Below are 25,205 nucleotides of genomic sequence, written 5' to 3'. Positions count from 1 at the left end.
AACAAAACCGCGAAAGTGACCTTTTATGTTGATGTAGGTTTGTGACATGTTACCGTGCTTTTAAGTTGGAAGATATCGTAGGCATGTAACAATAACTATTAACTCTCAAAAATATACACATGGTTACAATCATGAAAAAGGCCATTAAGGTTCCTAGCGAAATTATGTTAGAAGTTGGTGGCATTGTCTGCGAACATCAGTTAACTAATGAAATTGTAGATGTTGATGAAGAAGATGAAATCATCACCCTTGAAATTCATTACTCAAAAAAGGATCGTGCGGTCATCCATGAAATCGAAGATTTGATCACCGATAATGGAAGATTATATGAGGATGAAGATGAGGACGATGAAGTAGAGTAGTTCAGTTTAAAGTTTCTCATTGGGAGTATAGCGCCTAGTTGCTATACTCCCAATGCAATTATGAGGATTGCTCATATTTCAAGACCGATGTTATGAACAAGAGAAATGAACTCAAAGTAATGCCAGCTCATATAATTACTGAAGAATTGAATGATCAGATATCAAACGTAGTTCCTGATAAAGAAGACTTCCTAATTCGGGAGTCAATTCGAATTCTTGCAAGAATATTATTATCTGCTCAGATGTCCGAAATGAATAGAGTTAAAGTTGTTAATCTTTCCCTACCACCTAAAAATGAAGCTGCATGAGTAATTTAAATGCTTTTTCTCAATTTGGCAATTATTCAAAAACAAAGGCTCCTAAAGTCTCCCATCAAGCTGCCATTGTTTATACGCGTGTTTCCAGCAAGGAGCAAGCAGACCATAATTTGAGTTTAGATGTCCAACGTAAAGCTATCGAAGATTTTGCCCAACGGAGTGATCTGAATATTATCGGATATTTTGGAGGCACCTATGAAAGTGCTAAGACGGATGGACGTAAGGAATTTACCAGGATGCTCGAGTTCATTAAAAAACATAAGGGCAAAGTAAGCCATGTTCTAGTCTATACCCTGGATCGATTTTCCAGAACAGGAGGTGCAGCCATCAAATTAGCAGAAGAGTTGCGGGAGAAGTATGGTGTAACCGTGTATGCAGTCACTCAACCAGCTGATACCTCTAATCCGAGCGGTGTCCTTCAGCAAAGTATTCATTTTATTTTCAGTCAATACGATAATCAGCTTCGTAAGCAGCGGGCGATAGCTGGTATGAAGGAAAAGTTTGATAAAGGGATTTGGGTTACCAAGCCCCCGCAGGGATATGATATAGTACGGACTAACGGGCAACGGAAGATTGTTGTAAATGAGGTAGGCAAGAAGTTAAGGAAGGCTTTTATCTGGAAGGCAAAAGGGATAAAGAATGAGGAAATTATATCCCGGCTTCGTGCTATGGGCGTCAAGATGTATAAACAGCAGCTAACCAAAATATTTAAGCGACCATTTTATTGTGGCGTAATCAATCATGGGCTGCTGGAAGGAAAGATTGTTGAGGGGAATCATGAAAAGCTGATAAGCAAAGAAATCTTCCTCAAAGTAAATGACATGCATCAAAGTTCAGGAGGATACGGAGTGCCACATAAAAAGGAGCAAGACGAAGTTCCATTGAAGATATTCATTAAATGTGACACCTGCAGCCAGCCATTTACCGGTTATGTGGTCAAGGCTAAGGGGCTTTGGTACTATAAATGCCGCACAGAAGGCTGTAAATGCAATAAGAGCGCTAAACGGATGCACGAGCTGTTTGGGCAGTTATTACACCAGTATCGCGTGGATAATACATTAATAGAGTCATTAAAATCAGCCTTACTGGATGAGTACAATGAGATAAATAAGGAAGGGCTGGAACAACAAGTCTTTTTAAATAATCAGCTAAAGGAGGTAAATACCAAAATTGACAATTTAGAGGAAAGCCGATATGTGCTAAAGGAAATAAGTCAGGAAACGTTTGATAAATTTCATCCCCGTTATATAAAAGAGCAGGAAATTATAGTGAAGCAATTAGCTACATGCACACAAAGTATTTCGAACCCGGAGGAAGCTATTGAACAAGCCCTATTACTTTCTTATAAACTTCCTCTAGTATGGAGTTCTAGCGATACAGGCATGAAAGAGAAACTTCAGAAACTCATATTTCCCGATGGAATCGTATATGACCGCAAAAATGAGTCATTTCGAACTCCAAAAGTCAATACAATTTTTTCACGAATCGCCCACCTGTCGGGCAATTCCCCCGAAAACGAAAAAGGGACAAATCATACTTGTGATGATTTGTCCCTTTTAGCGGAGAAAGAGGGATTCGAACCCCCGGACCTTTAACAGTCAACGGTTTTCAAGACCGCCGCATTCGACCGCTCTGCCATTTCTCCGGGTGCAAAATAAGAGTAGTAGAATCGAATCACCAAATATTTTTCTAAAATGTGTAAATCTTTTTGTTTACTTCTTCCTCACAGGAGCGCATATATGATCACAAATACGAAGCTATTTGCCGGATAGTCTTCATTCCGAACGTAATAGTTGATAAAGTCAACACTACAGCCCTCTGCCGGCTAATCTGCCGCTTTATGAGCTTTGCTGTAAGTACAATTGTAGTGGTGAAGATGCTACCTGGTTGTCTTCGTTGGATGTTTTACCGCCTGTATCGAGGTGGGCTTATATGAAATCTGGCAATTTTAAGATACCGGTAGAGTACGGTCACAGGTCCTGTACTCAACACTCTACCAGAAATATGTAAAAATGATCCGAATTATTTCCATCTTGGAAATAAGAACCAGTAGTTATGAATAGCAATGTACTTCCTACAAAACCTCATTACCAGATATTAGATGGCTTACGCGGAATAGCCGCTATAATCGTCGTATGGTTCCACCTTTGTGAGCCACATGCTACCAGCCACCTTACACAAGTGGTCAATCACGGTTACCTGGCTGTAGATTTTTTCTTTCTTCTTTCAGGATATGTAATCGGGTATGCCTATGATGACAGATGGGATAAAATGACTGTCGGCTCTTTTTTTAAGCGTCGTATTGAACGATTACAGCCGCTGATTATCCTGGGTATGACATTGGGTGCATTAGGCTTTTATTACACTGACTCTGCCATCTGGCCAACGATCCATACTGTGCCCGTCTGGAAAATGCTGCTAGTAATGCTCATTGGCTATACCCTACTGCCAGTTCCTTTATCCATGGATATACGCGGCTGGCAAGAGATGCATCCGTTGAACAGTGTAGCATGGTCCCTGTTTTTTGAATATATAGCCAACATATTGTATGCCCTGGGATTCCGTAAACTGTCTAATAATGCATTAGCTGTTTTGGTAGGATTAGCAGCAGTGGCACTAACCTACTTTGCTGTCACCAATTCAAATGGCGATGTTACCGGCGGTTGGACGCTAACTGTAGAACAGGTTCAGGTCGGGATGACGCGTATGATGTATCCGTTTTTTGCCGGACTATTACTTTCCAGGATTGGTAAAAAGATTCATATCAAAAATGCCTTTCTCTGGTGTTCACTGGCATTAGCCGCTGTACTGTTTATGCCACGTATAGGCGGGGCTGATCATCTGTGGATGAATGGCTTGTATGAATCAATTTGTATCATCGTTATATTTCCGCTGATAGTGCTGACAGGTGCGGGGGGGAATGTGGCCACTGATCAGGAGAATAAGGTGTGTAAATTCCTTGGTGATATCTCATATCCGCTATACATCACGCATTACACACTGGTATATTTCTATGTGGGTTGGGTAAGTGACCATAAAGGAATAACGCTTGCGCAATCATGGCCACATGCATTAACTACATTCTTGGGATCAATGGCCGTTGCCTATGCAAGTCTTAAACTCTATGATGAACCTATCAGGGCCTGGCTACGGAATAGGTCAAAATAAACAGGAAGGAAAGATGGTGGGATTGCTTCAGCTGTTTCAAAACAAATCAAACAATGAACAGTAAAATCTTCTACCACATTTCCTGGATATAAAAAAGCCTTCAGCATTGCTGAAGGCTTTTTTCTTGCGGACCAGACGGGACTCGAACCCGCGACCTCCGCCGTGACAGGGCGGCATTCTAACCAACTGAACTACTGATCCGTTTTCGTTCGTTCGGGGTGCAAATATTGGATAAATATTTTAATTCGACAAATAAAAAGTAAAAATATTTTTAGATCTAGGCTGGTAGCCAATTTCAAGAGAGAAGTTTATTGCCTATTCTGCTGCCTAACGCCTGTTGCGATCCATCATCAGCAACTTTTTACTGCCCTATTTCATTGCCATTGTCAAATATAATCTGTCACTTAATACCCCGATGTCAGGACATTTGTCCCGGTCACTGTACAATTAATACCGACATTTGCCTCCATGAAAAGTATAGCTATTTTCTGTGGATCGAACTTTGGTAACGATCCGATTTACACAGAGGCCACTAAGGAACTTGCTCATTGTATCGTTAAAAATGACCTGCGACTGGTATACGGCGGTGCATCTGTAGGTTTGATGGGCGTAGTGGCTGACCAGGTGCTTGCATTAGGTGGTCAGGTGGTAGGCGTACTGCCTGAAAAACTGCGTGACAGAGAAGTGGGGCACAAAAATCTCACTGAACTACACATCGTTTCCACTATGCATGAACGTAAGGCAATGATGGCAAATTTATCCGATTACTTCGTTGCCATACCTGGTGGTATAGGGACCCTTGAAGAGATAATTGAAGTGTTTACATGGGCGCAGCTGGGATTACACGCAAAGCCGTGCGGTATCCTGAATATCAATGGCTTCTATGATAAACTGCATGACCTGCTGTTGTCTATGTGCCAGCAGGGATTCCTGTCTGACCCACAATATAGGTCACTGATTTTTGATAATGATCCCGGCAGATTACTGGATACCCTGATGCGGCAACAGGTTACCTACCATTCCAAATGGGTGAAGTAACCCGGTTGGATTCCCTGCCATTGTCTGAATAAGCTGCTATGCCAGCCTCTGGTGTGGTGCGCTTACCACATCAGAGATGCCATTATAACTTGGTTTAAAATTTGTGACCTGATCCGGTGATATCACGCTCAAAAGAATAAACCATATTTTATATTGTTACATCTCAAAAAGACAAACGGCAAAGGGCCATGTCAACTCCGTTTGTTGCAAATGCTGTTGTTTGCCCTGTTGATATGTCTGTGCAGCCATACGTACGGACAGGTACCTGCGCCTGCAGATACCTTAAAAACTGATTCCACCGCTGCTGAGCGGATACTAGCTGAGAAGGAGGCACAGGAAATGGCCTCACAGTATGATCTGGGAGATCTGGTCAGAAAGATCCTGCGTAGAAAGACAGATCTGTCAGGTAGTACCCGCTCTGGTGTTATTATCATTCCAAACGTAGCCTCTAATCCCAGTATCGGCTCCCAAATCGGGATTAAGGCCGTTGCCGGAAAGAAGTTTGGCCGGGATCCAAATACATTGCTGTCTGTAGGTGCAACATCTGCATCTATCACCACTAAAGGGATTATCTACTTTTACATCAGTCATAATATCTACACTTCCGGTAATAAGTGGAACTTCCAGGGTAGTCTTGTAGCAGCAAAAACAGTTACGCCGGATTATGGTCTGGGAATAGGCAGGCCAACATCACTCAGCGAAACTGAACACATACTCAATAATCCGGATCGCCGACCCCGTGGACTACGTGCACAGTTCTACAACTTCCGGGAAAAAGTCTACAAGGAAGTCAGCAAAAATCTCTTTGTAGGTGGAGGTGTTTCTTTTGATATCCGCCGGAAGATTGATGAACGGGATACAACAAATAGCCCTAGTCCATACAATATCTACAGCGACCGGCATGGCTTTAAAAGGGACCATTACATGGCAAATGGTATATTGCTGAATGTACAATATACTACCCGCGATAACCAGAACAGGGCTTATAACGGCATCTATCTCGACGCCGGATTCAGAGCGAATCAGAAGTGGATGGCAAGTTCCCGCAATGCACTACAGTTTACGACCGACTTCAGAAAATATGTCAGTTTATCCAGCCGTCGTCCGGAACATGTCGTTGCTTTCTGGAATTGGAACTCTTTCCTGCTGGCAGGTAATATACCGTATCTTGAGCTAGCGGGTACTGCTAAGGATCCAGGCTCACGCAGCGGGCGTGGTTATACTGTCGGATACTTTAAAGGTACCCAGTACAGCTATTCTGAAGTAGAATATCGTTTTCCCATCCTTAACAATAACTTCCTTAGTGGGGTAGCGTTCTTTCACCTGCAGACCACCAACGATGAAGCAGGTACAAAAGTATTCCAGGTAATGCAGCCGGGAGGAGGTGCAGGCTTGCGGATATTATTCAATAAAGTTACCCGTACTAATCTTTGTCTTGATTATGCCTTTGGTAAATTTGGTGCCAGAGGTTTCTTTCTCGGCCTCAATGAAGCATTCTGATGAGCTAATGCTTTCATATCCGGTGGCTGATGGTGCTGCCGAAATATGCGCTGATCAGCAGACCTCTAGTTGCTCCTGAACCGTCAGTCAACCTTTAACAGATTAGCCGCACGTAGCAGCTGGATCGTATTTTCTACCACTCCTCTGGTAGTGATGGCATATGCTCCCAGACTAAGCCCCTGCTCATTCCGCAAAGTGGCCAGTTCGCGTTTGTAGTACCGTAGGAAAGGATATAGCAGGTCTTTTTCATTTCTCTTTACCAGTTGGAAAACAATGTCCGGCGCTTTAGTGATAGCGAGTTTGATTAGCCAGTGTGGCCGTAGTGAAAAGTATTTTTTAAAGTCCTTTCTGCTTTTGTTATTCATCGTGACAGCGTTCAGCATGACTTTAATAGTCGCAGCTGTAATATGCTGCTGCGCTACGTCGATATAAAACTTCAGTTGTCCGTCGTCATAAGGATAAATTATGGAAAGCCATTGTGTATCAAGGTTAGCTATTTTCAAAAAGAAAGTCCGATCCAGCCATTCTTCCGTTACATAGAAGGGGGTCCATCCGAGACAAAGCATGCGCAGAAAGGTTTTTATCTGCAGATCGGCTGCCGCCGGTGAGTGCTGTAAACAGCGCACATACATATGATAAGGCTCATCATACCCACGGTCTTGGGCAAACGTTGCCGAATAGTGATGTGCGAATAATGGAAACAGGCGATAGATATACTCATATTGTTTGGAGCTGAGGCGATACCAGGCCGTATCGATGCCGTGGGCCAGATAGAGACAAATAAAATCCAGTGCAGGCATGCCACCATTTCCTACATATGCTTTCTGTTGATTCACTGCTGCATCTGCGATGATAGTGAGCCGGATGATACGGGTAGCTATATCGAGCGTATCTTCGTCGGTGATGTATCTGATGTCTTCGACCAGCATGGCCAGGTTGTAGCGTCCCAGTTCATGGCTGCTCATTGTCCTGCCGGAGGCACCCTGCTGTACCAATATTTCCAGTGATTGAAGGCAGTCGCTCAAATGGGAGGCTGTATAATTCCCATCTATCAGCTCAAATGCCGTTTTAAAGGCCATATCCAGTTCATTGGCTGTATTTTCCTCTAAAAAATCTCTGGTAGCACTCCAGGCAGCTTTTTCTTTTTCCAGTGCTTTTTGTATCGTTAACAATTCCCGTTTTATGTCGAGATAGGTGGCGATGGGGAAATCTTGTTCCATTTGGCTAAAATGTCAGTTGACAGGCTGAATATAGTAGATATTTTGAATTTGATGAGGAAAGAGATACTTATGGATGGGAATTTGGCCTACTTATGTCGGAACGAACAAGCGACGAACTAGCGACGAATAAGCGACGAACAAGAAAGTGTCTGATTATTGCCAAAAAATTGCCATGTGTGGGAGCATAAATTTTTTTCAGGTTGCTGGTGCAGTTATTTTAAGCCTGCGATCAGCCGGGCAGTCCTGAAAACGAAAGAGGGACAAACCATACTGATGATGATTTGTCCCTCTTTGCGGACCAGACGGGACTCGAACCCGCGACCTCCGCCGTGACAGGGCGGCATTCTAACCAACTGAACTACTGATCCTTCCCTTGTTTTCGGGGTGGCAAAGATAGCAACAAAGAAATCAATTTTGCAAATCTTTTTTAAAAAATATTTTAGCGTTTATCTTTACACCGTACTTTAACCAATTTTATACATAAATATGCAATTCCTGGATTTTGAGAAACCTATTGAGGACCTGTATGATCAGTTGGAAAAACTGAAAGAGAATGGAGCAAAGTCAGGTGTAGATGTTACAGCTACCGTAAAGGAGTATGAGCAGAAAATCGCTGATACCCGGGTAGAGCTGTATGGTCACCTTACCAGTTACCAGAAGGTCCTGCTCAGCAGGCATCCCGATAGGCCCTATACACTTGCGTACATTGAAAAGATGTGTACCAATTTCGTGGAGCTGCATGGCGACAGGAACGTGAAAGACGACAAAGCCATGGTCGGCGGTTTCGCTGAACTGGATGGTGAAACGGTCATGTTCATCGGTCAGCAGAAGGGGGTAAATACCAAAATGCGTCAGATCCGCAACTTCGGTATGGCTAACCCGGAAGGTTACAGAAAGGCCCTGCGCCTGATGAAACTGGCAGAAAAGTTCAATAAGCCAATCGTTACACTGATAGATACCCCCGGCGCTTATCCTGGTCTTGAAGCTGAAGAGCGCGGACAGGGTGAAGCCATTGCCCGCAATATTTTCGAGATGGTAAAACTGCGTGTGCCGGTTATCTGTATCATCATCGGAGAAGGAGCTTCGGGTGGTGCACTGGGAATCGGTATCGGCGACAGAATACTGATGCTTGAAAACAGCTGGTATACTGTAATTTCCCCTGAAAACTGTTCTACCATCCTCTGGCGCAGCTGGAACTTCAAAGAGAAAGCTGCTGAAGAACTCAAGCTGACATCTGATCATATGAGTCGCTTTGGTCTGGTAGATGGGGTAATCAAAGAGCCGTTAGGTGGTGCACATGTAAATCCGGACGAAATGGCGGACATCCTCAAGAAGACTATCAAGGATACCCTTGTAGAACTCAGAAAGCTCGACGCCGATACCCGTATCGAACAGCGTATCGATAAGTTTAGCAACATGGGCTTTTTTGAAGAACGCTAAAAATATTTCGTTATAAACCAGTTCAAATTGTCATCTTTGCACCTCTTTAGCAGGATAAAGAGGGCGATTTGAATTTGTTATCTGGAATCTACACTTAATATGGAACAATTGAAAGGCACCGGTGTGGCACTGGTAACGCCCTTTAAAAAAGACGAAAGCATTGACTGGAATGCTTTGGAAAAAGTGATTGATCATGTGATTTCCGGCGGGGTTGACTATGTAGTATCCCTGGGCACTACCGGAGAAACACCTACACTGAGCTCAGAAGAAAAGCTGGACATCATGAAGTTTACCTTTGAAAAGGTAAATAAACGCGTACCGGTTGTAGTAGGTATTGGCGACTATAACACCCGCGATGTTGTCAAGCGACTCGAAACCTGTCCGCTGGATGAAGCAGCTGCTGTACTGAGTGTTGCTCCATACTACAGCAAGCCTAGTCAGGAAGGATTGTTCCAACATTACAAGGCAGTTGCTGCCGCTTCTCCTAAACCAATCATCCTCTATAACGTACCAGGAAGAACCGGTCGTAATATGACGGCGCAAACTACGCTGCGTCTGGCAAAAGAAGTAGCTAATATCGTAGCTATGAAAGAAGCCAGCGGCGATATGGTACAGTGCATGCAGATCATCAAAGACAAACCGAAGGATTTCCTGGTCGTTAGTGGCGATGATGCACTGGCATTCCCTCAGATCGCTACCGGTATGGACGGACTGATCTCTGTAGCTGCCAATTATTTTGCAAAGGATGTTGCTGACATGGTAAGAGCTGCATTGGCCAGCAATAATGCCAAAGCACGCGAACTGCATTACAAGCTGCAGGATTCCTTTGACCTGATGTTTGAAGAGAATAACCCTGCGGGTGTGAAAGCGTTCCTGGCAGAAGGCGGTATTATTGAAAATGTATTCCGTTTGCCAGTGGTACCGGTAAGTGCAGGTCTACAAAGCCGCATTGCTACCTTCAACAAAAATTATAAGTAACCGGAATACCGGTATAAATAATGATCCCCGTTCTGCCTGGCAGGACGGGGATCACTGTTTTATGCCTTTTTAGCCTGTTTAAATGATGTATGTCGCTCCCTCCAGGGCCAGACCGGAATTTGGGAATACCTCGCGGCATTCTGCCTCAAATGGTGTCAGATCTGTATACTTGGATGAGAAGTGACCTACTATTAGCCGGTGGGCATTTGCTTTCAATGCCAGAGTGGCTGCCTGTACGGTTGTACTATGATAACGGTCAGCTGCCCGTTCTGCCAGATTGTGCAAATATGTTGTTTCATGGTATACCAAGTCAGCATCCTGCCCATAAGGGATCAGTTCCTCATCAAAGGCTGTATCTGCAAAATAGACATACTTTTTACCCCTGGGTGGTGGTAGTGTAATCCAGTCATTTTTTACCAGTAGACCGTCTTTGCGCAGATAGTCAGCGCCCTGTTGCAGTTTAGAGAAGTAAGCTGCCGGAATCTCATAGGCCTTTGCCTGGTCCGGGATGATCTTTCTTTTGCGTTTTTGCATCTCGAAAGAAAACCCATAACAGGGTATGCGGTGTTTCACCGGGAAGAAACTGACTGTCAGATCTTTATCCTCCAGTATCACTCCCTGATTTTCTGCCATCAAGGGTACAAACTGCAGTTCAAATTGCAGGATAGTGCCTGAGCATTGTAACTGTAATTGTAGAATGGGTTCCAGCTCCGGTGGAGCAAAAACGGTAAGCGGGTCTTGTCTGCCAAGCAGACTCAGACTGTTTAACAGCCCTATGAGGCCGAAATAATGGTCTCCGTGCAGATGACTGATGAAGATATATCTCAGGCGGCTTCTTCTGATCTTGTAACGTGCAAACTGTAACTGGGTGCCTTCTCCGCAATCCACCAGTATCAGCTGATCATTACATGTAACTATCTGAGCCGTAGGGTGTCTTTCTAACGTGGGTAGAGCTGAATTATTACCTAATATGGTGACTGCAAACATGAACGAAAAAAAATAATTACCAAATTTCCTTATTTATTCCGTTAAATGGAATCTATTTCCACATTACGGAAAAATATGGCATCAATATGTGAGCAGGCAGGGCTTACTCCTCGTCTTGTAACAATTCTCTCTCAAGATCTTCCATCATCACCATGTCAATAGCCTCAGACATAGTAGGAACAACGTTATAGACAGATTCGTCTGCAGCTCTGAGCGTATTTGTTAAAGCGCTGTTAAGGCCAGTAACTGCGCAGGACAGTCCGCTGTCATACTGCTGGTGATATACTGTTAGAATGGCGTTAATCCCTGCATCATCCGCGTTTTCGACTAATGTCATGTCCAGTATAAGGTTACGTCCTTCCAGACCAGGCAATTCTGATACCTCTTTAGTAAACCCGGCTGACAAATTAGCATCCAATTGTTTAATTTGTGGCTGTACAACCAGTATTTTTTCTTTGGTATCAATTTTGAATTCCATAAGCAAGATTTTCTTTTATAAGTTAGTAAATAAGTAATCGGGAATCCTGCCAAATAACAGCCTTCTTTCTTACTTCAACTTGCCTTAATTGTATACTTATACTATTAAAGTGTTAGGGTAAAGGTAAATCAAAATTATTTGCTAATATTGTATAAGCAAGTCCCCGTAAGGGTTTTAATAATTTAATATTCTCACAATGGACCAGAATTTTTCACCGCAAGTAAAGGAGATCATTTCGTTTAGCAGAGAGGAAGCTTTACGCTTGGGGAATGATTTCATCGGCACAGAGCACCTGCTGCTAGGCATAATTCGAGAAGGGGAAGGGACAGCTGTTAAAATTCTGCAGGCCTTAAATGTAGACCTTTATGAACTTCGTAAAGAGGTTGAGTTGGCCGTTAAAGACAAAACAGGAAAAAACATTGCCAATATCAACAGTCTACCGCTTACAAGACAGGCAGAAAAGGTAATACGCGTTACCGTGCTCGAGGCGAAGGCCCTGAAAAGCCCAACCGTAGAAACCGAGCACTTAATGCTTTCAATCCTCAAGAATAAAGAAAACGTTTGTACACAAATCTTACAACAGTTTGACGTGGATTACGACACTTTTAAAAACGAGCTAGGCTTCGTAAAATCTGCTGATCCTAAAGCGGAGTTTGATGATCCTGGAGAGGAGGAATTTGAAGATGAGCGCAAGAGTTTTGCCTCCAAGGCCAAGCAAACTAATACGAAGTCTAAAACCCCCGTGCTGGATAATTTCGGCAGGGATATTACCAAGCTGGCCGAGAGTGGCAGCTTAGACCCTATTGTAGGTCGCGAGCAGGAAATTGAGCGTGTATCGCAGATATTGTCCCGCCGTAAAAAGAATAATCCGATCCTCATCGGGGAACCGGGCGTTGGTAAAACAGCTATCGTAGAAGGCCTCGCGCTGCGTATCGTGCAGCGTAAAGTGTCCCGCGTACTGTTTGATAAACGTGTGGTAAGCCTTGATCTGGCAGCACTGGTAGCTGGTACCAAATACCGCGGACAGTTCGAAGAAAGGATGAAAGCCATCATGAACGAACTTGAAAAGAACCGCGATGTAATACTCTTCATTGATGAAATCCACACCATCGTTGGTGCAGGTGGCGCTTCCGGCTCTCTGGACGCTTCCAACATCTTCAAGCCAGCTCTGGCACGTGGGGAACTTCAGTGCATTGGTGCTTCCACACTGGACGAATACCGTATGTATATTGAGAAAGATGGTGCATTAGACCGTCGTTTCCAAAAAGTAATGGTAGACCCTCCAACCGTGGATGAAACTATTCAGATCCTGAATAACATCAAACCTCGCTACGAAGAGTATCATAATGTAGCTTACTCAGACGATGCTATCGAGGCTTGTGTGAAACTCAGCGACCGCTACATGACAGACCGTCTGTTACCCGACAAGGCTATAGACGTTCTGGATGAAGTAGGTGCAAGAGTCCACCTCAAAAACATCAATGTTCCGCAGAATATCCTCGACCTGGAAAAACAGATCGAAGACATCAAACAGGAAAAGAATAAAGTAGTAAAGAGCCAGCGTTTTGAAGAAGCTGCTGCTTTACGCGATACAGAAAAGAAACTCGGAGAAGATCTGGAGCGTGCGAAGAATGTGTGGGAAGAAGAAGTGAAACACAAACGCTACCCAATCGACGAAGAAGCTATCGCAGAAGTAGTGAGCATGATGACAGGTATCCCTGTTAAACGTATGGTTCAGGCTGAAACTGAGAAACTCCGCCGTATGAGTGAAGACCTCAAAGGCGCTGTAGTTGGTCAGGACGAAGCTATCCTTAAAGTTACAAAAGCTATTCAGCGTAACAGGGTAGGGTTGAAAGATCCTAAGAAACCAATCGGTACCTTCATCTTCCTCGGACCTACCGGGGTTGGTAAAACCGAGCTGGCTAAATCCCTCGCACGTTATATGTTCGACTCAGAAGATAGCCTCATCCGCATCGATATGAGTGAATATATGGAGAAATTCTCCGTAAGCCGTCTGATAGGTGCGCCTCCGGGATACGTTGGTTATGAAGAAGGTGGTCAGCTGACTGAAAAAGTACGCCGTAAACCTTACTCTGTAATCCTCCTGGATGAGATCGAGAAAGCTCACCCTGATATTTACAACATCCTGTTGCAGGTATTGGATGATGGTATCCTGACCGATGGTCTGGGCCGTAAGGTGGATTTCAAGAACACTCTCATCATCATGACGTCTAACATCGGTGTGCGTCAGCTGAAAGATTTCGGTGCAGGCGTTGGTTTTACCACATCTGCAAAGGCAAGCAGCGAAGAAGATAATACTAAATCAGTAATTGAAAAAGCACTGAAACGTACCTTCTCTCCTGAGTTCCTTAACCGTATCGATGATGTTATCATATTCAACTCACTGAGCAAAGAACATATCTATACTATCATAGATATTACTATGCAGAGTGTACTGAAACGCCTGAACAACCTGGGCTTCAGCCTGGAACTGACAGAAGAAGCCAAAGGCTTCCTGGCAGAAAAAGGTTACGATCAGCAGTTCGGTGCCCGTCCGCTGCACAGAGCGATCCAGAAATACCTGGAAGACCCACTGGCAGAAGAGATACTGAATATGAACATCCATAACGGAGATGTATTGATTGCAGATCTCGACAAGGAAAATCAGAAACTGATCTTTACCTTGAAGAACTCTTCAAAAAGTAACAAATCCGAAAAATCAGAGGCATAACAATAAGCCATAGTTGATAGAAATTGTTTCGATAAGATCCCGGACGAAAGTCCGGGATTTTTTTTGCCCTGGCTGCTGGCATATCGCTCAATGTTACCTCCTCCGTTACCCGATATTCGCCTTTTTAGTTCACCCCTAAGTTACCCACGCCCTCTTTTCATAGCAAATTATCCTAACATGAAAGTGTTATTTAAAAGCTTCCCTCCCTGAAATCAGGGATATGGTTATCAGCACTTAATTACACCTGAAAAATAAGTCTGTGACTATCAATCGCGTGTAAACCTCTTCTGTGCTGTAAAATGATACGTTCATGTCATAAGCCGAATCTCATTAATATTAGATATTTGCACCATACAAAAACAGCCGGGCACATCCGGTAAATCAGCATAAGCATTGCTTCGTAAACGATAGTGAACAATTAAAGCATCCACCTTTTTTTAACCTGCATTTTTACTGAAAAACGAATTGACTGCAAACGCAGATGGTTATGTCTTGTGTGTTTACCTCACTGCAGATAAACGTTAAGACTACTCTTTGATGCATGGTACGGAGGTTTCCGTTTGCAAATTACCGGGACTTTATTATTAACAGATAAACATAAATCTATCTATCCCTATACTATGAAATCAGTTATACGTAACACATCCCGTACGCTCGTTCTGGCTGGCGGTATTACGCTCGCAGCTACTGCAGCTAATGCCCAGATGAAGATTGGTGACAATCCGGCTACCATCACAAAATCAGCTATACTTGAGCTGAGTAGCAACAAACAAGGTCTCTTATTACCAAGAATCCCCAACTTTACCGCCATCGACGCCGCTATCGGAACAGATGCTGTAGATGGAATGATCGTATACCTGGCTAGTGGCACTCCCGCTACTGATGGGGTATACATGAGAAGAGCAGGTGCCTGGGTGAAAATTGCCAGTGCTGCTGACGCTCTCTCCAACTGGAGCCTGAAAGGTAACGCTGGTACTACCGCTACCGACTACCTTGGTACTTCTGATGCAAGACCTTTATCTCTCCGTACCAATGGTACAGAAGCTATCGGCATACAGACAGATGGTCAGCTGCACTTCTCTACTGTTAACCAGGATAACAGCCTGCTCGACGTTGTCATGCTGAGCGCTACAGGTATTGTGTCAAAAAGAACCTTACCACAAACTGCTTTCAGCAGCCTGTTTGCCAACATCAAAACCAGCGCTGATTCTGCTAACACACAGTTCAATGTAACTGAGAACACTACTACCGGTGAAATCACTGTGAATGCACCAATCCTGGCTGCATCTACTACAGCAACTTACGGTTTCCTGAAAAAATCAGACTGGGATAAACTGCAGGCTCTTTCCAGCGGTAACAATATGACCATCGCTGACTTCATTACTACTGTTGCTGCTTCCGAAGTGAACAGAGGTGGACGTATCACTTATGATGCTGCTACTGCCAGCTACAGGCTTGAACTGGTTGCTGCCAGTGCAACACAAGCTGGTATTGTAACAGCAGGTACACAGACTTTCGGTGGCGACAAGACTTTTGACGGTGCCACTACTGTTAATAACAGCCTGAACGTAACTGGTGGTACCACTTTAGGTAATACACTGAATGTAACTGGTGCGACTACACTGACCGGCGCTACAAATATTAACAATACACTTGGTGTTACCGGTGCAACCAATCTGGGTAATACCCTGACTGTAACCGGCGCTACTACACTGAATACACTTGCTGTAACCAATGCTACTACACTCAATGGCTCTGTAACGCTGAACAGTGTTGCAGATGCAGCTACTGCTGCTACTTACGACGTGTTAGTACGGGAAGGTAGCACTGTTACAAAACGTCCTTTTGATCTGGATGCTATCGCTAAAGCTATCCGCACTATCAATGCCGGTACAGGTGCTACTGATAATGTGAACGTAAGCTTTAAAGCTGACAGCATTGGTGCTAACTTCGATATCCAGGCAACTGCAAACGAAGTGTCTTTCAACCTGCCTAATGCAAGTGCAGTTGATGCTGCACACACCACCGCGCAGCGAGGTGTTGTATCAACAGGTAACCAGAGCTTTGCAGGTAACAAAAGCTTCGCTGCTGGCGTAGCTGTAGGTACTGCTGCTCCTGCTAATTCAACATTGGAAGTAAATGGTTCCGTACAGATGAGAATCTACAGAACTACTGCTTCTTACACAGTAACTGACAATGACAATACTGTCCTGGCAGATGCATCCGGTAGTGCGCTGACTATTACCCTGCCTGCTCCTTCCGCTGCTATTGCTGGTCGTATATACACCATCAAAAAAGTAGGTAACGGCGATATTGATCATGCTGTAAGGATACTGCCAACTTCCGGTACAATTGAAGGTGGTGCTGATTATACCATCTACAACGACTGGACCTTTGTAACTATACAAACAGACGGTACCAACTGGTACATCATCAGGAAATAATAGACATCTACTTAACAGGGGCAGTCTTCTACTGCTCCTGTTATTCCTTGTATATCTGAAACTTCCTGTAACCTATAAAGACCTATGAAAATATTGAATTGTCGCAGTGGTCTCCTGAGCTTGTGCGTACTGCTGCTTCCGGCGCTTGTACGTGCCCAGCAACTGAAATTGGGCACCGCTCCTGCAGTGATCGAGAAGTCAGCACTGTTAGAACTGAACAGTGATAAACAGGGTTTGTTATTGCCCCGTGTAAGCAACTATGCCGTCGCGCCGTTAAACACAGCGCCAGACGGTATGCTTATTTACTACGTTCCTGACAGAACTTTATACGTAAGGAAAAACGGTATCTGGAGGAAACTAATCGACGAAACCAATAGTATTACATCCGTTAACGGGCAAACTGGTCCCGCTGTAACCTTAACCACCAACAATATTGCTGAATCTGTAAATCTATACTATACAGACGCAAGAGCCAGGTCAGCATTCAGTGCCGGCACAGGCATCAACCTGAACGCTGCTGGCGTGATCTCAGCACTGAATACCTCCGCTATCTGGAATGCTTCTCAGCTCCGGGGGCGCAACATTGCCAATACCAATCCAAATAATAATGATGTTCTGACCTGGGATAACGGATCAGCATCATGGGTGCCCAGAGCGCCAACAGCCGGTACTTCCGGTTCTGTAACTTCAGTAGGATTGTCGCTGCCTTCCATCTTTAACGTAACTAATAGTCCGGTAACTTCTTCCGGTACACTGACCGCAACTTTCAACAACCAGCCGCAAAGACAGGTATTCGCCTCTCCCGTTTGGGGAACAGGCGCTCCTTCCTTCAGAGCGCTGGATGGTAATGATATTCCTGATATTGATGCTGGTAAGATTACCAGTGGTGTGCTGCCTTATCAAAGAGGTGGTACCGGTATCAACTACCTCGGCTCTGCCAGAGATGTACTTAGAGTAAGACCAGATGGTACTGGTGTAGAATGGTCCAATGATTATGTTGCTTTGACATCATCTCCTAATTTCAACGGAGATGTAACTGCTACAGGTAACTTCTATTCTGTTAATACCTCCCTCGTTAATGTCGGCACTGCGGGTACTTATACCAAGGTAACCACCGATGCGAAAGGTAGGGTTACCTACGGTACAACCCTTTCTGCCGGCGATATTCCAAACCTTGATGCCAGTAAGATTACCAATGGTGTATTCCCTATTGCAAGGGGTGGACTTGGTCTTGGTTACTTCGGTTCTGCCGGACAATCCATCAGGGTCAACGCTGGTGGCAATGGATTTGAATATTATACGCCTGCTGCCTCTGCTACCAATATTACGCTATCAGGAGATGCCACCGGTAGCGGTACTACCAATATTCCCGTTACGCTGGCTAATACCGGCGTAACCGCTGGTACTTATACCAAAGTGACTGTGGATAGTAAAGGCCGTGTTACGACAGGCAGTGCATTGGCTGCTGCCGATCTTCCCGCTGGTTCCGGCAACTATATACAGAACATCGGTTCAGGTACGCAAACTGCCAGTTATGCTATCAGCGGTAATGGTAGTGTAGGTGGCACCTTCTCATTGCCATCTATGACAACCGGTTCCATACTGTTTGCAGGTAATGGTGGTGTGGTGTCACAGAAGAATGCAAACCTGTTTTGGGATAATACCAATAACCGTCTCGGTGTAGGTATAAATAACCCTGCCAATACACTGGAAGTAGGTGGTACTGTGAACGGTACCGGTGTATCCGGCCTTCGGCTGAGAGACCTGAATAACGCTACTGTACAGACATATAACAGCAAAGTATTATCCATCAATAACAACGGTGATGTCATCGTTACACAGAACGCGGCTGCCAATAACTGGTTAATCTCGGGTAACAGTAATGTTAATGCCAACAACCAGTTTCTAGGCACCACCGATGATAATAAAATGGTGATCCGTTCCAATAACATCCCATTGCTGGAATTTGGCCGCAGACAAACTTTGGGACTTACTGAAGGCTATGCAGACTATACTGACAATGATGAGATGGTTACACATATGCGCTCTGCATTACAGTTTGCAGTACCTGCATCTGTTAACTTCTACAAGCCTAAAATGTGGACAACTGCTGACGGTAACTTCCGTATGAAAGGTTGCTCGGCCGGAACTGATTACTTTGAGTTCGGCGCTACCGGAGTGAATAATAATGGTGGATTTGAATTTATTGTCGGTGATGATGGCGATGAACCTATCGTTTTTAAAAGTTATAACTATACCGGTCCAACATTTACAGAGATTATGAGAATGCAGAATCTCAACGTGGGTATTGGTCTGGGAGGTGCAACGCCTGTAAAACGTTTACATGTCAATGCAAACAATGACGCAATACGCATTACTAACCTGGCTTCAGGCAGTGGTGCCCCATTGGTTATTGCCAGCAACGGCGATGTAAGACAGGGTACTTCTCTGGATGGTATGGCAATAGGTACTACCAACCCTGCCAGTGGTACATTCACTACATTATCAGTGTCCACAGGTACTTTGAACCTGTCAGGTAATAACCATAATAATATAAACATCGGCACCGCTTCTTTTATCCGGATTACCGGTCCTGGAAACGATTTTACTATCAATAGTATTATCGGCGGTACGGATGGTCGTATGATCACTTTGTACAATACAACAAACAACGACATGATCATTGGCGATAATACATCCGGTACCCAGGCTAACAGAATACTGGCTAATGGTAACGTGCGTACGAACGGTGCCGGTACTGTTTCGCTGATATACTCAGGTGCTGATAACAGATGGGTTGTGACCGGTCTTGTACCATAAATAAATTTATAAAAGTATAAGCGGCGATAGCAAACGCATTGTACCTGCATGAAGAGATATTTACTCATATTATGTTTTCTGGTGCTTTCCATCGAAACCCTTACTGCACAACAGGCGGCTTATATTCCTGCTGACGGTAAGGTGTGGAGTTTTGGCAATGTCGCTTTCTTCGGTGATGTCACCAATGACGGTACACTGGGGTCAAGCCCCTCCTCTGTGCTGTATTTCCTGGGGCAGCAATGGACCAACGGTTATAACGCGTTGCTGTCAGATGAAAGTCCTTCAGGAATTGGGGGAATGGGCGGGATTTTCCGTTTTGCGGGCATCAATGGTCAACAGACTATTGCTGGTGGATATAGCCTGGCTGCCAAAGCAGGACCAAGCTTTCCTAACCTGGAGGTCAGTAACGCCAATGGTGTTGTGCTGGCTGATCTGAATGACCTGCGCATACGGAATACACTACAGCTCACTAACGGACATGTATATTTGAATGGATGGAATCTGATGGTAGGATATAATAATCCTGGTACCATCAGCGGTTATAGCGATCAGCGGTTTATTGTAACTGGTACAGAGACTGCCGGCGGCTTCCTGTATCGTGCAAAGCTAAGCAGTACCTCTGGAAAGGTGGTTTTTCCTATAGGCACAAGCGCTACAAACTATGCGCCTGCTGGTGTGCTGTATGACGGAAATCCGGAAGATTTTAAAGCCAGGGTATTTGATAGTGTATATGTTAAAGCTATCGCCGGCAAAGTGATATATGACAGTGTAGTGTTCAAAACCTGGAACCTGGGTCAGGAAAACAGTTTCGCTATTGCGCCGACCAATATTGCTTTGCAACACATGGATGATACAGAAGGAGAGGAGTTTAAAATGAATCGCCTGAGTAGCTACATTAGTCACTTCACCAATGACAACTGGGAGCTTCGTACCTCGTCCAATGATAATATGAAAGAGGGTTCATTGACGACCCATCCTATGCAGCAGGCAGCTACCATGCACTCGCGCAGTTTTGAGGGGATAGGTACTAATGCCTATTTTACCAAGTTGTCTTCCATGTCTTCTTATCTGCCTGCAGATTTTATTTATTTTAATGCTTACCGTGTCAGCTATTCCCTGGTTGATATCGTGTGGGCAACCAGCAGGGAAACAAATAATGCGGTGTTTGAGATTGAGCGTATGCTGGATAATGAGACATCCTTTAAGAAGATTGCTACCGTTGCTACCAAAGCGCCGGGAGGGTATAGTACTACCCGACTGGACTATTATTTCCAGGATACCAATGATTACGACGGCTGGAGCTACTACCGTATCAAAGCAGTATCCACCACGGGTAAATATGTATATACTGATGTGAGGGAAGTAGGGCCATTGATTACGGCTACCGTATTCCCGAATCCGAACTATGGTCAGTTTAAAGTGAAGGTGAGAGGTATTAAAACGCCGTTGATCGTCCAGGTGATCGATACATGGGGGCAACAGATCCGCAGACTGGAGATGATCGGTGAAAGTGAGGTGAATATCAGGGATATGCCTACCGGCACTTATTTCCTTGTGCTGACGCATAAAGACAGTGGAAAACAAGCCTGGGTATCCAAAGTAATTGTGATAGACCATTGATACAGATGATGTTATTAAAGAGAAAAGCCGCAGGTGATGATAACCGGCGGCCTTTCCTGTTTTTATTTAAGGAAACCCTGCGGACTAACCTTTCCGATTCTGTATTTTTCCTTTAACTTTACAGCGTCTAATTTTTTGTACAGCATTTAACAACAGGGGTTTTGAAAAAAATTATTATCACTATAGATGGTTATTCTTCATGTGGAAAGAGTACGCTTGCCAAACAACTGGCAGCGCAGCTGGACTATGTCTACATTGATAGCGGAGCCATGTATCGTGCTATAACCCTGTACTTTATTCAGAACCGGGTGGACTGGGCCGATCATGAAGCAGTGAAAGAGGCATTAGGTAACATTCACCTAGAGTTTGAATTTAATCCCATGACACAGTCCTCCGAAATTACCCTCAATGGGGAAAACGTGGAGCATATGATCAGGGAGATGCTGGTTGCTGAAAAAGTAAGCGAGGTCGCCGCTGTAAAAGAAGTGCGTGAATTTGCAGTAGCCCAGCAGCAGAATATGGGTACCCGAAAAGGTATAGTGATGGATGGAAGGGATATCGGTACTACCGTGTTCCCGGATGCAGAACTGAAAATCTTTATGACCGCTGATACAGCCATTCGTGTTGAACGCAGGTTCAAGGAGCTCTATGCTAAGAATAAAAATATTAGTATTCACGAGGTAAAAGAAAACCTTGAACTGCGGGACTATATTGACACTAATAGGGAAATCAGTCCCCTCAGAAAAGCAGAAGATGCGATCATATTAGACAACAGTCAGCTCACTCAGGATGAACAGCTGAAGCTGGTAATGCAATGGATAGAAGACGCTGTTTTGGTACAATCCTGAAATTATTTTTTAGTTTTAAGAAAACCTTTTTAAATTTGTTCTGTTCCCGGTCGTAACCGGGGAGAAACCCTTCGGTAATTTTCCACATCCTCTCGAATTTCCTGCAATTTATTGTATCGTGTTGACCGGTTCATGTAATGCACCGTTTAATATATTATTCCCAACGTGGTCAAGAGAAGTCGTATAAGGTCACAATGATCTTACTATAACTATATCCATAGACCTGTTGCTATTAACCGTTACGAAACTAATATTCTATATATATCCAGGCTTTGTGGGCCGATATTTATTCAACTTAATGTGGTACAGGCAGGAATGCCTGCCTTGTTCCATATTTTCAGTAGGTGTATTCGGTTAATAGGAAGAAGGGGCGAATTCTTTCGCCCTTTCGCTTTTTTAATTAACTTGTGGTATTACCTGGCTGATGCATGTTTAAAGGCTACTTTCATCTACTTTTCTTGCTCTTATTGGTAATAGGGAATAATCTGAAAGCCCAGGACTCCGTCCTTGTATTCCGGACCCTTGATTCTGCAAAGCGGCTTCCCGGAGATACGAACAAAGTGAATTGGCTCATAAGTAAAGGCAAATCGCTGGGACGTTACTTTGATAAACAAGGCACTGAAAATCCCTTTTTCCACGAAGCAATTGTACTGTCACAACGCATAAAATATGCGTACGGCTCTTTCAATGCATATATAGAAGCCGGCATCTCCAAAAGAAACAAATCTGAATACCTTCTCGCCGCAGATTACCACCAGAAAGCGATCAAATTTGCTGAAGATGCCAGGAATGACCGCTGGCTATGTATTGCCTTAAATAACACTGGTGTGGACTACCGCCGTATGGACGATCAGCTGGAAAAAGCGTTTGATTACCATTTCCGGGCACTCCAGCTGGCAGAGAAAATTAATGATGTCCGCAATATCTGTATCGCTATCAACAGTATCGGTAATATCAACCTCTCCACCGAAAAATATCAGGAAGCAATCGATCATTTTGAGAAAGCCCTCGAACTGGAAAGGCAAAACAAAAATAGTCTTGGTGTTGCTATCAACCTGGGCAATATAGGTTATGCCTACCAGGGATTGAAAAAGCTGGACCTGGCTATTGAATATTATAAGAAATCGCTCGCGGTTAATCAGCAACTCGACAACAGTATCGGATTAGCTATCTGTTATAACTCACTCGGCTCAGCCTATCAGGAGAAAAAAGACTACGCCCTAGCGCATGAGTATCTCAATAAAGCCCTCGAAGTGAACGATAATGTAGGAGATAAAGTACATATCGCAGAAAGCTACCTGAATATTGGTAAACTCTGGAGTCTGCAGGGAAAACATGAAGAAGCCAGAAAGTATTTTAATGAGTCTATCAACCTGAGCCTGATATGGCGATTTAAGTTTCTGTTGATGGAAGCCTATAAGGCAATAGCAAAAGACTATAAAGCATCAGGAGACTTCAAACGGTCTATGGAAGCCATGGAAAAATCCCTGGTGTACAAAGATAGCCTTATCAGTGAACAGTCCTCCCTGGCATGGGCACAAACCCAGGCTATTTATGATGTGGATAGAAAGGACAACCAGATTAAACTGTTGGAGCATGATAAACAACTGAGTGAACTCCGCACAAAACGTAATGTTGTATATACCCTCTCTATGGCCGGGTTTCTCCTGATGCTGGTCGTAGGCGGTTTTTTTTATATCAGGCACCGGAATCTTGAAACCAATAAGCAGACCCTGCAGCTGGAGTTGCGCTCCTTGCGTGCACAGATGAATCCACATTTTATCTTTAACTCCTTGAGCTCAATTCACAGGTTCATCTGGAGTAATAATCAGGAGGAGGCATCTGACTACCTGACAAAATTTTCCAGGTTAATGAGGATGATACTTGATAATACGCAGTACACATTCATATCTTTGAATAAGGAACTGGAATCACTACGCCTGTATGTAGATCTTGAAAAACTGCGTTGCAATGATGTATTTGAATACCAGATCACTGTAGCTGACGATATTAATGAAGAGGAGGTCATGATTCCTCCGATGATTATTCAACCATATGTAGAGAATGCAATCTGGCATGGACTGGTACACAGGTCCGGCCGGGGTATGCTGGAAATAGCGGTCACATTGAAAGGGAAAACCCTGACCTGTACGGTAACGGATAATGGTATAGGACGGAAGAAAGCAATAGAAATTAAAGAAAAGAAGGGACAAACCCATCGCTCAATGGGTATGAAGGTAACGGAAGGCCGTATAGACCTCATCAGGAAGATCAATAATACCAAAGAAGCAGAAGTGACCATCACCGATCTGGAAGATGAGACTGGTAAAGCTTTAGGTACAAGAGTGACACTTACTTTACCGGTGGAATTTATATTTTAAACTTTACACAGACAGCATGAGCGAAATTAAAGCAATCATCGTTGATGATGAGCAACACTGTATCGATGCTCTGCAGACTATGCTTCAGAAGAAATGCCCGGAAGTCACTGTGCTGGGTGGGGTAAATAGCGTTAAAGAAGCAAAGGAGCTGATAGCAACGTTGCAACCGGATCTGGTCTTCCTTGATGTGGAAATGCCTCATCAGAACGGATTTGAGTTGTTGAAAATGTTTGATAAGATCACATTCGACGTAATATTCACAACCGCATACGAGCAGTATGCATTGAAAGCCATAAAATTCAATGCGCTTGACTACCTGTTAAAGCCATTCAGCGTTAAAGAGTTACAGGATGCAGTACAGAAATGTATCAGCCGCCGTAATGCAGCAGCCAGTAGTACCCAGCCCGAGGCTGTAACTTCTCCGATCGAGGTTTTCCTCCAGAATATGAAAACCCTTCATCAAACGCATAAGAAGATTGCGCTACCGACCATTAACGGACTGGTGTTTATGCCGGTGCAGAATATAGTTCGTTGTGAGTCAACAGGTAACTATACCCGCATATTTTTTACGGATAAAAAAAACCTGATGGTATCCAGGCCGTTAAAAGAGTTTGAAGAACTCTTAACCGACGTCGATTTCTTCCGGGTACATAATTCACATCTTATTAATCTACAGCAGATGCAGTCCTATATTCAGGGTGAAGGCGGTTTTGCACTGATGAGCGACGGAACTCAAGTGGAAATATCACGTAGGAGGAAGGCCGATTTCCTGAAAAAGGCCATGCAGTTCTAACCAGATTTAACCTGATTTACGCCACTTACAGGAAATAGACCACCGGATAATAATTCTCTGTTGCGCACATACTGACGAAC

General features: G+C 44.0%; 18 protein-coding genes and 3 tRNA genes. 15 read left to right on the top strand and 6 right to left on the bottom strand.

Annotated features, from left to right (window positions below; translation table 11 throughout):
* The first annotated feature begins 119 nt into the window (after nucleotides 1–119).
* The 3 genes from K1Y79_RS12770 (at nucleotide 120) to K1Y79_RS12760 (ending at nucleotide 2,274) form a co-directional block, all read left to right on the top strand.
* Nucleotides 120–362 carry a hypothetical protein gene (locus tag K1Y79_RS12770; RefSeq protein ID WP_220250420.1) on the top strand — a complete coding sequence of 81 codons (243 nt, stop codon included), beginning with the start codon at nucleotides 120–122 and terminating at the stop codon, nucleotides 360–362.
* Nucleotides 363–454: 92 nt separating this feature from the next.
* On the top strand, nucleotides 455–670 hold the full coding sequence (locus tag K1Y79_RS12765; RefSeq protein ID WP_220250419.1) for a hypothetical protein: 216 nt from the start codon (nucleotides 455–457) through the stop codon (nucleotides 668–670).
* Nucleotides 667–2,274, top strand: a complete 1,608-nt coding sequence (locus K1Y79_RS12760) for a recombinase family protein (RefSeq protein ID WP_220250417.1) — start codon at nucleotides 667–669, stop codon at nucleotides 2,272–2,274. The genes K1Y79_RS12765 and K1Y79_RS12760 overlap by 4 nt, the downstream gene beginning before the upstream one ends.
* Here the strand turns inward: K1Y79_RS12760 and K1Y79_RS12755 are convergent.
* Nucleotides 2,240–2,324: transfer RNA gene (locus tag K1Y79_RS12755), tRNA-Ser, on the bottom strand. The genes K1Y79_RS12760 and K1Y79_RS12755 overlap by 35 nt on opposite strands.
* Before the next feature lie 410 nt (nucleotides 2,325–2,734).
* Between K1Y79_RS12755 and K1Y79_RS12750 the strand changes: the two genes are divergently transcribed.
* Nucleotides 2,735–3,847 carry an acyltransferase family protein gene (locus K1Y79_RS12750; RefSeq protein ID WP_220250416.1) on the top strand — a complete coding sequence of 371 codons (1,113 nt, stop codon included), beginning with the start codon at nucleotides 2,735–2,737 and terminating at the stop codon, nucleotides 3,845–3,847.
* Between the two features lie 127 nt (nucleotides 3,848–3,974).
* On the opposite strand, the gene K1Y79_RS12745 is transcribed toward K1Y79_RS12750, so the two are convergent.
* Nucleotides 3,975–4,048: transfer RNA gene (locus tag K1Y79_RS12745), tRNA-Asp, on the bottom strand.
* 267 nt (nucleotides 4,049–4,315) lie between these two features.
* Here K1Y79_RS12745 and K1Y79_RS12740 point away from each other — a divergent pair.
* Together K1Y79_RS12740 and K1Y79_RS12735 are read left to right on the top strand one after the other, a co-directional pair.
* Nucleotides 4,316–4,885: an LOG family protein gene (locus tag K1Y79_RS12740; protein ID WP_220250415.1), complete on the top strand. Its 570-nt coding sequence runs from the start codon at nucleotides 4,316–4,318 to the stop codon at nucleotides 4,883–4,885.
* A 153-nt stretch (nucleotides 4,886–5,038) separates the two neighbouring features.
* Nucleotides 5,039–6,385: a BamA/TamA family outer membrane protein gene (locus K1Y79_RS12735; RefSeq protein ID WP_220250414.1), complete on the top strand. Its 1,347-nt coding sequence runs from the start codon at nucleotides 5,039–5,041 to the stop codon at nucleotides 6,383–6,385.
* Nucleotides 6,386–6,468: 83 nt separating this feature from the next.
* On the opposite strand, the gene K1Y79_RS12730 is transcribed toward K1Y79_RS12735, so the two are convergent.
* On the bottom strand, nucleotides 6,469–7,605 hold the full coding sequence (locus tag K1Y79_RS12730; protein ID WP_220250413.1) for a hypothetical protein: 1,137 nt from the start codon (nucleotides 7,603–7,605) through the stop codon (nucleotides 6,469–6,471).
* A 294-nt stretch (nucleotides 7,606–7,899) separates the two neighbouring features.
* Nucleotides 7,900–7,973: transfer RNA gene (locus K1Y79_RS12725), tRNA-Asp, on the bottom strand.
* 118 nt (nucleotides 7,974–8,091) lie between these two features.
* On the opposite strand from K1Y79_RS12725, the gene K1Y79_RS12720 reads away from it, so the two are divergent.
* A complete protein-coding gene (locus tag K1Y79_RS12720; protein WP_220250412.1) occupies nucleotides 8,092–9,045 on the top strand; it encodes an acetyl-CoA carboxylase carboxyltransferase subunit alpha in 954 nt (317 codons plus the stop codon).
* Nucleotides 9,046–9,144: 99 nt separating this feature from the next.
* Nucleotides 9,145–10,023, top strand: coding sequence for a 4-hydroxy-tetrahydrodipicolinate synthase (dapA, locus tag K1Y79_RS12715; RefSeq protein ID WP_220250411.1), 879 nt, complete (start codon nucleotides 9,145–9,147; stop codon nucleotides 10,021–10,023).
* Between the two features lie 78 nt (nucleotides 10,024–10,101).
* Here dapA and K1Y79_RS12710 read toward each other — a convergent pair whose 3' ends face one another.
* The gene (locus K1Y79_RS12710; RefSeq protein ID WP_220250410.1) at nucleotides 10,102–11,010 is read right to left on the bottom strand and encodes a ribonuclease Z; all 909 of its coding nucleotides are present in this window, start codon (nucleotides 11,008–11,010) and stop codon (nucleotides 10,102–10,104) included.
* A gap of 103 nt (nucleotides 11,011–11,113) precedes the next feature.
* Entirely contained in the window at nucleotides 11,114–11,488 is a 375-nt protein-coding gene (locus K1Y79_RS12705; protein ID WP_220250408.1) for an STAS domain-containing protein, read from the bottom strand.
* Nucleotides 11,489–11,684: 196 nt separating this feature from the next.
* Here K1Y79_RS12705 and K1Y79_RS12700 point away from each other — a divergent pair, with 196 nt between their 5' ends.
* From K1Y79_RS12700 to K1Y79_RS12670, 7 genes are all read left to right on the top strand, one after another.
* Entirely contained in the window at nucleotides 11,685–14,219 is a 2,535-nt protein-coding gene (locus tag K1Y79_RS12700; RefSeq protein WP_220250407.1) for an ATP-dependent Clp protease ATP-binding subunit, read from the top strand.
* Nucleotides 14,220–14,839: 620 nt separating this feature from the next.
* Complete coding sequence (locus K1Y79_RS12695) at nucleotides 14,840–16,663, top strand: hypothetical protein (protein WP_220250406.1); 1,824 nt, start codon at nucleotides 14,840–14,842, stop codon at nucleotides 16,661–16,663.
* An 84-nt stretch (nucleotides 16,664–16,747) separates the two neighbouring features.
* The gene (locus tag K1Y79_RS12690; RefSeq protein ID WP_220250405.1) at nucleotides 16,748–19,483 is read left to right on the top strand and encodes a beta strand repeat-containing protein; all 2,736 of its coding nucleotides are present in this window, start codon (nucleotides 16,748–16,750) and stop codon (nucleotides 19,481–19,483) included.
* Nucleotides 19,484–19,531: 48 nt separating this feature from the next.
* The gene (locus K1Y79_RS12685; protein ID WP_220250404.1) at nucleotides 19,532–21,103 is read left to right on the top strand and encodes a T9SS type A sorting domain-containing protein; all 1,572 of its coding nucleotides are present in this window, start codon (nucleotides 19,532–19,534) and stop codon (nucleotides 21,101–21,103) included.
* A gap of 161 nt (nucleotides 21,104–21,264) precedes the next feature.
* Nucleotides 21,265–21,951 carry a (d)CMP kinase gene (gene cmk, locus K1Y79_RS12680; protein WP_220250403.1) on the top strand — a complete coding sequence of 229 codons (687 nt, stop codon included), beginning with the start codon at nucleotides 21,265–21,267 and terminating at the stop codon, nucleotides 21,949–21,951.
* Between the two features lie 560 nt (nucleotides 21,952–22,511).
* Nucleotides 22,512–24,332: a tetratricopeptide repeat-containing sensor histidine kinase gene (locus K1Y79_RS12675; protein WP_220250402.1), complete on the top strand. Its 1,821-nt coding sequence runs from the start codon at nucleotides 22,512–22,514 to the stop codon at nucleotides 24,330–24,332.
* Nucleotides 24,333–24,348: 16 nt separating this feature from the next.
* Complete coding sequence (locus K1Y79_RS12670) at nucleotides 24,349–25,125, top strand: LytR/AlgR family response regulator transcription factor (protein WP_220250401.1); 777 nt, start codon at nucleotides 24,349–24,351, stop codon at nucleotides 25,123–25,125.
* Nucleotides 25,126–25,205: the final 80 nt, after the last annotated feature.

It is taken from the genome of Chitinophaga rhizophila, from assembly GCF_019492185.1.
Lineage (GTDB): Bacteria > Bacteroidota > Bacteroidia > Chitinophagales > Chitinophagaceae > Chitinophaga > Chitinophaga rhizophila.
Note: the sequence above shows the minus strand (reverse complement) of the source record. Positions and strands in the feature narration are given on the sequence as shown.

Coding starts and splice junctions, on each gene's coding strand:
- K1Y79_RS12705 (WP_220250408.1), bottom strand. CDS start 11,488: ATGGAATTCAAAATTGATACCAAAGAAAAAATACTGGTTGTACAGCCA.
- dapA (WP_220250411.1), top strand. CDS start 9,145: ATGGAACAATTGAAAGGCACCGGTGTGGCACTGGTAACGCCCTTTAAA.
- K1Y79_RS12740 (WP_220250415.1), top strand. CDS start 4,316: ATGAAAAGTATAGCTATTTTCTGTGGATCGAACTTTGGTAACGATCCG.
- K1Y79_RS12700 (WP_220250407.1), top strand. CDS start 11,685: ATGGACCAGAATTTTTCACCGCAAGTAAAGGAGATCATTTCGTTTAGC.
- K1Y79_RS12750 (WP_220250416.1), top strand. CDS start 2,735: ATGAATAGCAATGTACTTCCTACAAAACCTCATTACCAGATATTAGAT.
- K1Y79_RS12720 (WP_220250412.1), top strand. CDS start 8,092: ATGCAATTCCTGGATTTTGAGAAACCTATTGAGGACCTGTATGATCAG.
- K1Y79_RS12685 (WP_220250404.1), top strand. CDS start 19,532: ATGAAGAGATATTTACTCATATTATGTTTTCTGGTGCTTTCCATCGAA.
- K1Y79_RS12770 (WP_220250420.1), top strand. CDS start 120: ATGGTTACAATCATGAAAAAGGCCATTAAGGTTCCTAGCGAAATTATG.
- K1Y79_RS12765 (WP_220250419.1), top strand. CDS start 455: ATGAACAAGAGAAATGAACTCAAAGTAATGCCAGCTCATATAATTACT.
- K1Y79_RS12760 (WP_220250417.1), top strand. CDS start 667: ATGAGTAATTTAAATGCTTTTTCTCAATTTGGCAATTATTCAAAAACA.
- K1Y79_RS12730 (WP_220250413.1), bottom strand. CDS start 7,605: ATGGAACAAGATTTCCCCATCGCCACCTATCTCGACATAAAACGGGAA.
- K1Y79_RS12690 (WP_220250405.1), top strand. CDS start 16,748: ATGAAAATATTGAATTGTCGCAGTGGTCTCCTGAGCTTGTGCGTACTG.
- K1Y79_RS12670 (WP_220250401.1), top strand. CDS start 24,349: ATGAGCGAAATTAAAGCAATCATCGTTGATGATGAGCAACACTGTATC.
- K1Y79_RS12710 (WP_220250410.1), bottom strand. CDS start 11,010: ATGTTTGCAGTCACCATATTAGGTAATAATTCAGCTCTACCCACGTTA.
- K1Y79_RS12695 (WP_220250406.1), top strand. CDS start 14,840: ATGAAATCAGTTATACGTAACACATCCCGTACGCTCGTTCTGGCTGGC.